The 12,175-nt window shown below is 63.2% G+C and carries 11 protein-coding genes; 10 read left to right on the top strand and 1 reads right to left on the bottom strand.

The window, feature by feature from the left end:
* Positions 1-6 precede the first annotated feature (6 nt).
* The 6 genes from QUV21_RS02515 to QUV21_RS02490 all read left to right on the top strand — a co-directional run bounded on the left by QUV21_RS02515 (position 7) and on the right by QUV21_RS02490 (position 7,036).
* Positions 7-1,044, top strand: coding sequence for a glycosyltransferase family 2 protein (locus tag QUV21_RS02515; RefSeq protein ID WP_300852969.1), 1,038 nt, complete (start codon positions 7-9; stop codon positions 1,042-1,044).
* Between the two features lie 175 nt (positions 1,045-1,219).
* Positions 1,220-2,110 (top strand): phosphoadenosine phosphosulfate reductase, encoded by an 891-nt coding sequence (locus tag QUV21_RS02510; RefSeq protein WP_300852968.1) that lies wholly within the window; start codon positions 1,220-1,222, stop codon positions 2,108-2,110.
* 343 nt (positions 2,111-2,453) lie between these two features.
* Positions 2,454-3,494, top strand: a complete 1,041-nt coding sequence (pyrC, locus tag QUV21_RS02505; RefSeq protein WP_300853475.1) for a dihydroorotase — start codon at positions 2,454-2,456, stop codon at positions 3,492-3,494.
* A gap of 63 nt (positions 3,495-3,557) precedes the next feature.
* Positions 3,558-4,238 (top strand): orotate phosphoribosyltransferase, encoded by a 681-nt coding sequence (locus QUV21_RS02500; protein ID WP_300852967.1) that lies wholly within the window; start codon positions 3,558-3,560, stop codon positions 4,236-4,238.
* 225 nt (positions 4,239-4,463) lie between these two features.
* Complete coding sequence (locus QUV21_RS02495; RefSeq protein WP_300852966.1) at positions 4,464-5,969, top strand: replicative DNA helicase; 1,506 nt, start codon at positions 4,464-4,466, stop codon at positions 5,967-5,969.
* 287 nt (positions 5,970-6,256) lie between these two features.
* The gene (locus QUV21_RS02490) at positions 6,257-7,036 is read left to right on the top strand and encodes an SDR family oxidoreductase (protein WP_300852965.1); all 780 of its coding nucleotides are present in this window, start codon (positions 6,257-6,259) and stop codon (positions 7,034-7,036) included.
* On the opposite strand, the gene QUV21_RS02485 is transcribed toward QUV21_RS02490, so the two are convergent.
* Positions 7,033-8,928, bottom strand: coding sequence for a cation-translocating P-type ATPase (locus QUV21_RS02485; RefSeq protein ID WP_300852964.1), 1,896 nt, complete (start codon positions 8,926-8,928; stop codon positions 7,033-7,035). The genes QUV21_RS02490 and QUV21_RS02485 overlap by 4 nt on opposite strands.
* Before the next feature lie 116 nt (positions 8,929-9,044).
* Between QUV21_RS02485 and alr the strand changes: the two genes are divergently transcribed.
* The 4 genes from alr (at position 9,045) to QUV21_RS02465 (ending at position 12,147) form a co-directional block, all read left to right on the top strand.
* Positions 9,045-10,094, top strand: coding sequence for an alanine racemase (gene alr, locus QUV21_RS02480; protein WP_300852963.1), 1,050 nt, complete (start codon positions 9,045-9,047; stop codon positions 10,092-10,094).
* Positions 10,091-10,873 carry an ABC transporter permease gene (locus QUV21_RS02475; protein WP_300852962.1) on the top strand — a complete coding sequence of 261 codons (783 nt, stop codon included), beginning with the start codon at positions 10,091-10,093 and terminating at the stop codon, positions 10,871-10,873. Before alr ends, QUV21_RS02475 begins: the two co-directional genes overlap by 4 nt.
* Positions 10,870-11,616 carry an ATP-binding cassette domain-containing protein gene (locus tag QUV21_RS02470; protein ID WP_300852961.1) on the top strand — a complete coding sequence of 249 codons (747 nt, stop codon included), beginning with the start codon at positions 10,870-10,872 and terminating at the stop codon, positions 11,614-11,616. The genes QUV21_RS02475 and QUV21_RS02470 overlap by 4 nt, the downstream gene beginning before the upstream one ends.
* A gap of 84 nt (positions 11,617-11,700) precedes the next feature.
* Positions 11,701-12,147: a paraquat-inducible protein A gene (locus QUV21_RS02465; RefSeq protein WP_300852960.1), complete on the top strand. Its 447-nt coding sequence runs from the start codon at positions 11,701-11,703 to the stop codon at positions 12,145-12,147.
* Positions 12,148-12,175: the final 28 nt, after the last annotated feature.

The following is a 12,175-nucleotide window of genomic DNA, read 5'->3' as shown; positions in this document are numbered from 1 at the left end:
GGTGAGGTGCGGATAACGGCGGTCCTGACGGTGCGCAACGAAGGCGCGTTCCTCCTGGAATGGCTCGCCCATCACCGCGCCTGCGGGTTTACCGATTTCCTTGTGTTCTCCAACGACTGCGATGACGGCACCGACGCGATGCTTGACCGGCTGGAAGTGCTGGGCTTGCTGACTCATATGCGCAATCCCGGTCCGCACAAGGAAGGGCCGCAATGGGCGGCCTTGAAGCAGGCGGACATGCATCCTCTGGTGCAAGACGCCGATTGGCTGCTGACGATCGACATTGACGAATTCGTCAACATTCACACCGGCAATCGAACCGTTCCGGCACTTCTGGCCGCATTGCCCACGGCGACCGCCATTCCGCTGACATGGCGTCTGTTCGGCAATGGCGGCGTGGTTGCCTATGAAGATCGCCCCGTCACCGAAACTTTTACCCGCGCAGCACCTGCCGTGCTTTACTGGCCGTGGCGCGCGGTGATGTTCAAGACGCTGTTTCGCAACGACGGCAGCTATGGCAAGTTGGGTGTTCACCGCCCGCGCAACCCCGACCGCGACCGTATGGCCGGGCAAGCTTGGTTTGACGGGTCCGGCAGCGCTCTTCCCCTCCCCTTCCATACCGCGCGGGTCTTCACCGATCCGGGGCGGGACAGTTACGGTCTTGCCCAGTTGAACCACTATGCGCTTGGGTCGATGGAAGGCTATCTTGTGAAGACCGACCGAGGCCGCGCCAATCGCGAAGGATCGAATTTCGACACCGGCTATTGGGTCGACCGCAATTTCTCGGATATCGAGGACCGCAGCATCGCTGCACTGGACAGCAATGCCCTGCGCGAAGACCTTCACCATGACCCGGTGCTTGGCCCACTGCACAAGGCCGCTGTCGCCTGGCGGCATGCCCGTTTCCTGAAGCTGATGGCTGAAGAGCCCTGGCGCGCGCTCTTTGGCAGGCTCTTGATGACCCCGCCTACTAGAGCCCTGCCGCGCGATGTGGCCGAAAGCATCTGGAAGCGCCGTTTTCGCCCCGAAGCGGCCAAGGGTTGAGGCGCCCGCAACGGCTGAACGCGCAGGTTGTGCCTCTGGCCGCGCTGGAAACAATGGCAAAGTGTTGTTTGCCGTGACGGCCCGCATCTGCACGGGCAAAACCTTGTGGAGCCTACGAATTTACCCCAGATTTGACTTGAGTTGGTAGTAAATTGCGTTGTGACGAAAGATGGTGATGGACAACTTGGGGGCAGCTCCTGACTGGCGGCATGCGATGCTGGCGATTGCCGACGGGGACGGGGATTTCCTTGCCCTTGGCGATCGGCATTGGGCCTTCTTTGCCGAAGAACGTCCCGTCCTTCTCGTCACGTTCGAGGACGCCGCCGCCATTCGTGACCGCGAAGACAATCTTCCCGAACATTTCGAACTGGCCAAGGCCCGGGGCTGGTCGCTTCTGACCATCATTGCCGAGGGCGAGACCTGGTGGCGCGACCCTGCGGTGTTTCGGTATTTCGACCGCCTGTCGGATGACGGTTTTCTGGAAGATTTCGACCGGGTGATCTTCTACGGTGCCGGCCCTGCGGGCTATGCGGCGGCGGCCTACTCGATCACCGCCCCGGGTGCCGAACTGGTGCTGGTTTCGCCTCGCGCCACGCTGGACCCGGCCCGCGCCGGCTGGGACGAACGTCACCGCATCGCCCGGCGGATCAATTTCCGCAACCGCTACGGCTACGCCCCCGACCTGACGGAAAGCGCGTCGCGCGTCTGGCTGATCTTTGATCCGCTGCACAAGCCAGATGCGATGCATGCGTCCTTGTTCCTGCGGCCTTGGGTCTTTCCGCTTTATGCCCGCTATACCGGTGAAGGCACCGAAGACACGCTGCGTGAAATGCGGGTTCTGGACCGGATTCTTGAAGCCGCGATGGACAACAAGTTCTCGGCTTCCTATTTCGACTGGCTCTGGCGTGGGCGACGATCGAACGGCAGCTACCTTCGCGCGATTCTGGCTGCCGCCCGCCTTACCGGTCATCGCAAACGCGAGGTGAAAATTTGCCGCTCGGTCACGGCACGGCTGAATGCCCCCCGCTTTGCCCGTCGCCTTGCTGAACTGACGGGCGACGTCTAGCCCCCTGCCCCCGACTGGTCAGAGCACGCAATTGCCTGGTATGGCCCCTGGCCCACCAAAGCAGATTGGCAAAAACCGGCGACGGGCAGGCGGTCAACACCTTGCCAGGCATCCGTTCTGCCTGACCCCGGCAGAACGTTCGGCAATCGACGTGTTCCAGAATGCCCCTATTCATCTCGCAATTGGCGGGCAGACCTTTGGCAGGCGCGGGGCCATTCCAGGGGCGCCAAGGGAAGGGCCGGCCTCAAGAGTACGCGTGGCGACGACGCTAAGGAAATTCATGGCGCTTCAAGCACGGCAACCCTCTGGCAATGAGGTCAGGATTGCGCTACCTGCCGATCCCATGAAAACACTCTCGATCCGCCGCCCCGATGACTGGCACCTGCACCTGCGCGATGGCGCGATGTTGCGGGCCGTGCTGCCCGAAACCACCCGCCATTTCGCCCGCGCGATCATCATGCCGAACCTTGTGCCGCCCGTGGTCACCGCAGCTGACGCCGTGGCCTACCGCGACCGCATCCTTGCCGCCATCCCGGACGGTGCCACCTTTGAGCCATTGATGACGCTTTACCTGACCGAAGGCACCGACCCCGCCGATGTCGCGGCGGCTGCGGCTTGCGGGCTGGTCAAGGCGGTCAAGCTTTACCCCGCTGGGGCCACCACCAATTCCAGCTCCGGTGTGCGAGACCTGACCCGGGTCATGCCTGTGCTGGAAAAGATGGCCGAGATTGGCCTGCCGCTTTGCACCCATGGCGAGGTGACAACACCCGAAGTAGATATCTTCGACCGCGAAGCCGTGTTCATCGACACTGTGCTTGATCCCTTGCGCCGCCGCCTGCCCGAACTGCGCGTGGTGATGGAACATATCACCACCGAGGAAGGCGCGGCCTATGCCGCCGAGGGGGGCGAAACTCTGGGTGCCACCATTACAACCCATCATCTGATCATCAACCGCAACCACATCCTCGCCGGGGGGATCAGGCCACATTACTACTGCCTGCCGGTGGCCAAGCGCGAAAAGCATCGTCTGGCGCTGCGCCGGGCGGCAACCTCTGGCAATCCGCGCTATTTCCTTGGCACGGATTCCGCGCCGCATGTGGATGCCCTCAAGGAACATGCCTGCGGCTGCGCGGGATGCTTTACGGCCACAAACACCATGCCCCTGCTGGCCCATGTCTTCGAAGAGGACGGCGCGCTTGACCAGTTGGAAGCCTTTGCCTCCCTGAACGGCCCCGCCTTCTACCGCCTGCCAGTGAACAAAGATGTCCTGCGGCTGGAAAAACGCCCTGAACCCAATGCCTTCCCTGAAAAGATCGCCTCTGGGGCTGGCCCCGTCACCGTGTTCGACCCCGGCTTCCCCGTGCATTGGCATGTACTGCCCTGACCCTGACCCTGACCCTGACCAAGGAATGTTCGCCGAAGGTTATTGCGGCGCGAAAGGACTCTCATGATCCCCTCGACCTTCCCGCCCCGTGAGGAAATTGCCCGGCTCACCGCCCGCGCGCTTCTGGAAATCAAGGCTGTCCACTTCAACGCCGAAACCCCGTTCACACTCGCATCTGGCCTGCCTTCACCCGCCTATATCGACTGCCGCAAGTTGATCAGCTACCCGCGCATCCGGTCCGCCCTGATGGATTTCCTGACCGTGACAGTGATGCGCGACGCGGGGTTCGAGGCCTTTGACAACATCGCTGGCGGAGAAACCGCTGGGATCCCCTTCGCCGCCCTCGTGGCCGAGCGGATGGCGCTGCCGATGACCTATGTCCGCAAGAAGCCAAAGGGTTACGGCCGCAACGCCCGGATCGAAGGGGCGATGGCAGAAGGTCAGCGCGTCCTGCTGGTCGAGGACCTGACCACCGACGGCGGGTCCAAGCTGTCTTTCGTCGATGCGATCCGCGAGACCGGGGCCACCTGCGCCCATACGGCAGTGATCTTCTACTACGGGATCTTTCCCGAAACGACGCAGCGTCTTGCCGATCATGGCGTGGCACTCCACCATCTTTGCACCTGGTGGGATGTCCTTGCCGAAGCCCGTGCGCAGGGCAGTTTTGACGCCGCAACCCTGACCGAGGTGGAAAGCTTCCTCAAATCCCCTCGTGCCTGGCAGGAAGCGCGCAAGCCCGCCTGAGCCGGGATTTTCCTGTGCGCACCGCTGTGCAGGGATTGTGGGTAAAGCGATTCTCGCACGGCAGTGCTCGTGGTTTTTCCATGGGTCACCACCACAGGCTGTAGCAGACTCGGTCAGATCAGGTTATCCTCAGGCTTATACAGCAGATTTCCCCTGACTTATCGGGTGTTGTTTGCGGACGAAGAAGGTCGCATCAGACGACCGGGGCAGCAGGAGAGCAGGACCATGGCCGAAGTGGCAACCGTCAGACAGATTGTTCCGGCAATCGCCCCCTCGCCCGACTCCGAGGTTCTGCCCCACAACATCGAGGCAGAGCAGCAACTCCTGGGCGCTATCCTGACCAACAACGATGTCTTTGACCGCATATCTTCCCTGGTGAAATCCCATCATTTCTTCGATCCCGTCCACCAGCGCATCTTCGAGATAGCCGCCGCACGGATCCTGAAGAACGCGCTGGCGTCTCCGGTCACGCTGAAGGCTTTCCTTGAAGACGATGCCGGGCTGAAGGAGCTTGGCGGCCCGGCCTATCTGGTGCGTCTGGCGGGGGCGGCGATTTCGGCCTATGCGGCACGCGACTATGCCCAGATGATCTATGATCTCGCCGTGCGGCGTGAACTGATCCAGCTTGGTCGCGACATCGCAGCCCAAGCCGCCAAGGTCGAGATTGCAAGCGAACCCAAGGACCAGATCATCGAGGCCGAACAGCGGCTTTACAAGCTGGGCGAACAGGGCGTTGCCGAACGCGGATTTCAGAGCTTTCTCAAAGCTGTAACGGACGCAGTTAATGTTGCAAATGCGGCCTATCAGCGCGATGGCGGGCTTGCCGGCATCTCTACCGGCCTTGTCGACATGGACAAGAAACTGGGCGGGCTGCATCCGTCAGACCTTCTGATCCTTGCCGGGCGTCCGTCGATGGGAAAGACCTCGCTTGCCACAAACATCGCCTTCAACATCGCCAAGGCCCACAAGCGCGGCCGTCTGCCGGACGGCGGCGAAGGATCGGTCGAAGGGGGCGTGGTCGGGTTCTTCTCGCTTGAAATGAGCGCTGAACAGCTTGCGGCCCGGATCCTGTCCGAAGCTTCCGAAGTGCCGTCCGAACAGATCCGCCGGGGCGACATGACCGAAACCGAATTCCGCCGCTTCGTCGAAGCGGCAAAGGCGTTGGAGGCCTGCCCGCTTTACATCGACGACACCCCTGCCCTGCCGATCAGTCAGGTTGCGGCCAGAGCCCGGCGGTTGAAGCGGACCCACGGTCTGGACATCCTTATCATCGATTACCTGCAACTTCTCAAAGGCACCTCCAAGGAAAACCGGGTGCAGGAGGTGTCCGAGATCACCCAGGGTCTGAAGGCCATCGCCAAGGAACTGAACATCCCCGTTGTGGCGCTGTCGCAACTGAGCCGCGCCGTGGAAAGCCGCGAGGACAAACGTCCGCAACTGTCGGACCTCCGGGAATCAGGCTCGATCGAACAGGACGCGGATGTGGTGATGTTCGTCTACCGTGACGAATACTACCGCGAGCGGGAAAAGCCCGGGGATCATGAACTGGAAAAGATGGCCCAGTGGCAGACCCTGATGGAATCGGTCCATGGCAAGGCCGAGGTGATCATCGGCAAACAGCGACATGGTCCGATCGGGACGGTGGAACTCAGCTTTGAAGGCCGCTTCACGCGCTTTGGCAATCTTGCGAAACCCTGGCAAGGCGCGGGCGGCCCCGACGTGGGCTTCTAGACCGGCTGCCGACAGATTGAGCCGCGTGCCGCGGCAAGCTGTCTTCTCGCCTCTGCACGCGAAGACGCGCGCAACCGGCTCGGGTAGATGAGTATTTGCGAAAAGGGCAAGCCCATCTGCTCTTTTCAAAAATACTCCCGCCGGAGGCTTCCGAACCAAACCTCTGTGCAGCCCTTGCCAGATGGTCCGAGGCATCGCCGGGCTGAGGGGCTCGATGCCCCTCGGCCCGGCTCCCCCTTTCCACGCGCGCGGTGCTGCGGCAGTCTGCGGTCAAAGCGGAGGATGCGATGGAATTGGGATTGGCGGGCAAGGTTGTGATCGTGACCGGTGGCGGCGCGGGGATTGGCGGGGCTATCAGTCTTGCCCTCGCACGGGAAGGGGCGGTTCCGGTCATTCTGGCCCGGCGCGCGCCGGACGCGGCCTTCATGGCCGATCTGGTGCAGATCGAGCCCCGCGCCTGCTTTTTGCGCGCCGATCTTTCCAAGGATGCCGATTGCCGGGCCGCGGTATCCGAAGCGCAGGCGCGTTTCGGGCGCATTGACGGGCTGGTGAACAACGCTGGAACCAACGACGGTGTCGGGCTCGAGGCCGGGCCAGAGGCGTTTCGCGCCTCGCTCGACCAGAACCTTTTTCACTACTACACATTGGCCCATCTCTTGCTGGATGATCTGAAGGCAGCGCGGGGGGCGATCGTCAACATCTCGTCAAAGACTGCGCTGACCGGGCAAGGCCAGACCTCGGCCTATGTCGCGGCGAAGGCGGCGCAACTGGGTCTGACGCGGGAATGGGCGGCAGCACTTGCGCCACATGGCGTGCGGGTCAATGCCATCCTGCCCGCCGAGGTGATGACCCCGATGTATGCAAACTGGCTGCAATCCTTCCCTGACCCCGCCGCGCAGGAGGCACTTATCACCGCCCGCATTCCCTTGGGAAACCGGATGACCACCGCCGAAGAAATCGCCGCCACCGCTGTCTTCCTCTTGTCGGACCGGGCCAGTCACACAACCGGCCAGTGGTTGTTTGTCGACGGTGGCTATGTCCATCTGGACCGGGCGCTGGGGACTTAGCGAAAGCGGATCGGATCGGCCAGAAGCCGAAGGCCGTTCAGCACCACCAGAAGCGTGCCGCCTTCATGGCCGATCACCGCCAAAGGCAGCGGCAGGTCGAAGAACAGGCTTGCAGTCACCAACACGACCATCGCCCCGATTGCCAGCGTCAGGTTCTGCCGGATCACCCGTGCCGTTCGCCGGGCCAAGGCGCGGGCCGCGGCAAGCTTGCGCAGGTCTTCCGCCATCAGCGCCACATCTGCTGCCTGAAGCGCCACTTCGCTGCCCGCAACCCCCATCGCGACGCCCACATCGGCCCGCGCCAGCGCCCCGGCATCGTTCACCCCGTCGCCCACATAGGCGACCTTGCCTTCTGCCGCCGCCGCATCGATCAGACGCACCTTGTCACCGGGCAAGAGGCCGGAATGCACCTCATCAGGGCGCAACCCCAGCCGCGCGCCGATCCGCAACGCGACCTCGGCCCGGTCGCCGGTCATCATGACAATGCGGGTCTTGCCGCCTTCGCGCAGCGCCGCCAGTGCCTCGATGGCCGTATCGCGCGGGGCGTCGGCCACGGTCACGCCGCCAAGTACCTGCGCCCCGCGACCGACAAGTATCAGCGTTTCCTGTCCCTTGGCCAGTTCCGCAAGTTCTTGCGGCATCACGGCCCCCATCCGCGCCAGCATCCGCAGGTTTCCTGCCCAGATCGGCCCCTGATCATCTGCCCCAGCAATCCCCTCGCTGGGATAAGATCGCACATCACGGACCGGGGCCGGGGTCAGCCCCTTTTCGGCCACGGCGCGGCGCAGGGCGCCAGCGATCGGGTGTTCGGATTGCGCCTCAAGCCCGGCGGCAAGGGCAAGGAAGGTCTCGTCACTGCCCGCCAAGGCCCGCAAGCCGGTGACTTCGGCCTGGCCGGTGGTCAGGGTTCCAGTCTTGTCAAAGGCGAAGACCCTGACCTCGGCCAGCCCTTCCAGCGCGCTGCCGCCCTTGAACAGCACTCCACCCCGCGCCGCCGCCGACAGCGCCGACAGGATCGCCGCTGGCACCGAAATCACCACCGCGCAGGGGCTTGCCGCGACCAGCACGGTCGCGGCCCGGTAAAGCGCGTCGCCGGGCGGATAGCCGATCAGCCAGAAGCCGACAAAGGCCAGCACCGACCCAAGCAGCACCACCACCGTATAGCGCTGGCCGAACCAGTCGGAAAACCGTTCCGACGGCGATTTCATCGCCTGCGCTTCGGTCACAAGGCGGATCATCTGCGCCACGGTGCTGGTGGCCAGCGTGCGCGTCACCTCGACCGTCAGGATGCCGTCAAGGTTGACCGTTGCCTCATGGACTGCCGCCCCATGGGTCTTGCGCACCGGGTCTGCCTCGCCGGTGACAGTGCTTTCATCCAGATGCCCGGCACCTTCCAAAATGCGCCCGTCCACCGGCACCCGCGCACCGGGGCGCAGGATCACCCGGTCACCGGGGCAAAGATCCTCGACCGGAATTTCCTCCACCCCGTCCGGACCTTCGCGCAAGGCTGTCTCGGGGCGCAACTGCATCAGCGCCTCGACCGCGCGGCGGGCCTTGCCCATCGCCCGATGCTCCAGCGTCTGCGACAAGGAGAACAGCGCCAGAAGCACCGCCCCCTCCAGCGCCGCGCCGACAGCCGCCGCTGCCAGCGCGGCCACCACCATCAGCAAGTCGATGTCGAGCCGCTTGTCCTGCCAAAGTTCGCCAATCGCCGCCCGCGCCGCCGGAAGGCCACCGGCGAGGAATGAAAGCCCAAGTGCCGCCCATGTCAGACCCACAGGCAGAGGCTGGAGAAAGGCATCGACAGTGGCGATTGCCAGACCGATCCAGCACAGGGCGGTCAGATAGGCACCCGAGTCATCTGCTGTCGTTTCGACCGTCTGACTGGCCATTGCGCCCGCCTCCTACCAGATCGCACCACAGTCGCGCGCGGCGCAGTCAGGCGCAAGGTCAAGCCTTGCGGAGGTTTTCCCTTGACCCCGACGGTCCTGCGGTGAAAACAGCCCGCATGGCTACTGCAACCCTGACCATTGATCTTGATGCGATTGTCGCCAACTGGCGGGCGCTTGACCGGCTTTCCGGCCCAGAGGTGCAGACTGCCGCGGTGGTGAAGGCTGATGCCTATGGCCTTGGCATCACGCGTATTGCGCGAAAGCTGGCACAGGCCGGGGCGCGGCGATTCTTCGTCGCCTATGCCGAAGAAGGCGCCGCGATCCGGCAGGCGCTTGGCCAGGGGCCGCAAATCGCCGTTCTGTCGGGCCACATGTCCGGCGATACCGAAATGATCCACGATCTTGATCTGACGCCGATGCTCAACAGCCTCGATCAGATCACCCGGCATCTGGAGGCGCTGCCCGGCCACCCGTTCGGCGTGCAGCTTGATACCGGCATGAACCGCCTTGGGGTCGAGCTTTTGGAATGGCAGGCCGTTGCGCCCATCCTGATCGAAGCCGGCCCGGAACTTCTTATCAGCCACCTTGCCTGCGCGGACGAGCCCGATCACCCGCTGAACGAAGCGCAGTTGAAGACCTTCCACACCATGACCGATGGCACTGGCCTGCCGCGCAGCCTTGCGGCAACCGGGGGCATCCTTCTTGGTCCGCGCTACCATTTCGATCTGACCCGACCCGGTATCGGCCTTTTCGGCGGCCTGCCCCATGAGACCGCGCATCCCGCCGTCACGCTGTCGCTGCCGGTGATCCAGACGCGCGAGGTCGCCCCGGGGGAAACCGTAGGTTATGGCTGCACCTGGGTGGCCGAGAGCCCGGCGATCATCGCCACGGTGGCGGGTGGCTATGCCGATGGCCTGCCCCGGACACTTTCCAACATTGCCACCTTGTGGGACGGTGACACGCCCTGCCCCCTGGTCGGTCGCGTCTCGATGGACCTGATCACGGTCGATATCACCCATCTGCCAGAAGTTCCGCGCAGCCTTGACATCCTTGGTCCGCATCAGACCGTGGACGCCCTTGCCGAAGCCGGCGGCACCATCGGCTATGAGATCCTCACCTCGCTTGGTCCGCGTCATCTGCGCCGCTATCAGGAGCGGAGCCAATGACCGCAACGGGCGCGTTGGCGGGCCTTGGCCGCCCCGTCCTTGCCGCGTTTGCCGCGATCGGACGGGTTGCGATGTTCGCCGGGGCGATTGTTGGCCACATCCTGCGCCCACCGTTCTATTTTCGTGAACTTGGCCATTCGTTGATGCAGATCGGCTGGTTTTCCCTGCCGGTCGTCGGGCTGACCGCGATCTTTACCGGCGGCGCCCTGGCCTTGCAGATCTATGCCGGTGGCGCCCGCTTCAACGCCGAATCCGTGGTGCCTTCCATTGTCGCCATCGGGATGACGCGCGAACTTGGCCCGGTGCTGGGCGGGCTGATGGTCGCCGCACGGGTCGCAAGCTCCATCGCGGCCGAGATTGGCACGATGAAAGTCACCGAACAGATCGACGCGCTGGTCACCCTTTCGACCAACCCGTTGAAATACCTTGCCGTTCCCCGTGTCCTTGCCGCAACCCTTGCCATGCCCTTCCTTGTGGCGACGGGCGACGCCATCGGCATCATGGGCGGCTGGCTGGTCGGTATCACCCGGCTTGATTTCAACTCGGCCACCTATCTGAAGAACACCATAGACTTCCTTGAAGCCTGGGACGTGGGCTCAGGGCTGGTCAAAGGCGCTGTCTTCGGCTTCATCGTGGCGCTGATGGGCTGCTATCACGGCATGAATTCAGCCCGGGGCGCGCAGGGGGTGGGCCGGGCCACGAAATCGGCGGTGGTTTCCGCCAGTGTCCTGATCCTCGCAGCAAACTATGTCCTGACCGAACTGTTCTTCACCTCATGATCACTCTCGCCGCCGTCACCAAGACCTTCGGGTCCAACCAAGTGCTTCGGGGGGTGGATCTGACCATCGCTTCCGGCACGTCCATGGTGATCATCGGCGGGTCCGGCACCGGCAAATCGGTGCTCTTGAAATGCATCCTCGGCCTTGTCCATCACGACAGCGGCAGCATCACGCTTGACGGGCAGGACGTCACCAAAGCCGACCGCGACGCCTTCCTTGCCCGCTTCGGGATGCTGTTTCAGGGCGGCGCCCTGTTCGATTCGCTTCGCGTCTGGGAAAACGTGGCCTTCCGGCTGATGCGCGGCGCGAAAGCTCTGCCCAAGGCAGAGGCGCGTGAGGCCGCCATCGAAAAACTGCGCCGCGTCGGGCTGAAACCCGAAGTCGCCGACCTCTTTCCCGCCGAACTGTCCGGCGGCATGCAAAAACGCGTCGGCCTTGCCCGGGCCATCGCCGCGGAACCCGAGATCATCTTCTTCGACGAACCCACCACCGGCCTTGATCCGATCATGGCCGGCGTCATCAACGACCTGATCCGCGAGATCGTTGTGGAAATGGGCGCCACCGCGATGACCATCACCCATGACATGACCTCGGTCCGCGCCATTGCCGACAATGTGGCGATGCTGCATGGCGGCAAAATCCGCTGGACTGGCCCTGTTTCGGAAATGGACGCTACGTCAGACCCTTACGTCCAGCAGTTCATCCACGGCCGCGCCGAAGGGCCGATTGAAAGTGTCCGCTAGCTTTTGCTCTTTTGAGAAATACTCCACGGGAGGTCTGGAGGGTGTGAAACACTTCAGTCCGCGGCCCACCAAGGGGAAAGATCGATGAAGTATCTCAATCTCGCCCTTCTGATCCTGTTTCCCATCGCTTGGTTCGCCCCGATCTTGCGCGCGGCGTTGCTGCCGATCTTCGGGATGGATGAAATCTCGGTGATCAGCGGGCTGCAAGCGCTGTGGAAGACAGATGCCGCACTGGCCCTTGTCGTCACCTTCCTCGCAATCTTCGCGCCCTATGCCAAAACCATCGGCCTCGCACTTTTGCACTGGAACCTCCTCAGTCCCAAGACGCTGCCGTCCCTCAACCTGCTTGGCAAGCTGGCGATGGCCGACATCTTTCTGATTGCGATCTATATCGTGCTGGTCCAAGGCGTCGGCATGGTCACGATTGAAACGGCATGGGGTCTTTACCTCTTTTCTGCCTGCGTGCTGACCTCGATCCTGATCAGCTGGAAAAGCGGACCTCAGACCGGGCAGACCGACCGTCAGGCTTGATGAGCGCCGCCTTTGCAGGCAGGAAGGG

The sequence above is a fragment of the Tabrizicola sp. genome (assembly GCF_030373185.1).
Taxonomy (GTDB): domain Bacteria; phylum Pseudomonadota; class Alphaproteobacteria; order Rhodobacterales; family Rhodobacteraceae; genus Tabrizicola.
Note: the sequence above shows the minus strand (reverse complement) of the source record. Positions and strands in the feature narration are given on the sequence as shown.

Excerpts from the sequence above, each read along its gene's own strand:
- pyrC (WP_300853475.1), top strand. The coding sequence starts at position 2,454 with ATGAAAACACTCTCGATCCGCCGCCCCGATGACTGGCACCTGCACCTG.
- QUV21_RS02465 (WP_300852960.1), top strand. The coding sequence starts at position 11,701 with ATGAAGTATCTCAATCTCGCCCTTCTGATCCTGTTTCCCATCGCTTGG.
- QUV21_RS02500 (WP_300852967.1), top strand. The coding sequence starts at position 3,558 with ATGATCCCCTCGACCTTCCCGCCCCGTGAGGAAATTGCCCGGCTCACC.
- QUV21_RS02510 (WP_300852968.1), top strand. The coding sequence starts at position 1,220 with ATGGACAACTTGGGGGCAGCTCCTGACTGGCGGCATGCGATGCTGGCG.
- QUV21_RS02485 (WP_300852964.1), bottom strand. The coding sequence starts at position 8,928 with ATGGCCAGTCAGACGGTCGAAACGACAGCAGATGACTCGGGTGCCTAT.
- QUV21_RS02490 (WP_300852965.1), top strand. The coding sequence starts at position 6,257 with ATGGAATTGGGATTGGCGGGCAAGGTTGTGATCGTGACCGGTGGCGGC.
- alr (WP_300852963.1), top strand. The coding sequence starts at position 9,045 with ATGGCTACTGCAACCCTGACCATTGATCTTGATGCGATTGTCGCCAAC.
- QUV21_RS02475 (WP_300852962.1), top strand. The coding sequence starts at position 10,091 with ATGACCGCAACGGGCGCGTTGGCGGGCCTTGGCCGCCCCGTCCTTGCC.
- QUV21_RS02495 (WP_300852966.1), top strand. The coding sequence starts at position 4,464 with ATGGCCGAAGTGGCAACCGTCAGACAGATTGTTCCGGCAATCGCCCCC.
- QUV21_RS02470 (WP_300852961.1), top strand. The coding sequence starts at position 10,870 with ATGATCACTCTCGCCGCCGTCACCAAGACCTTCGGGTCCAACCAAGTG.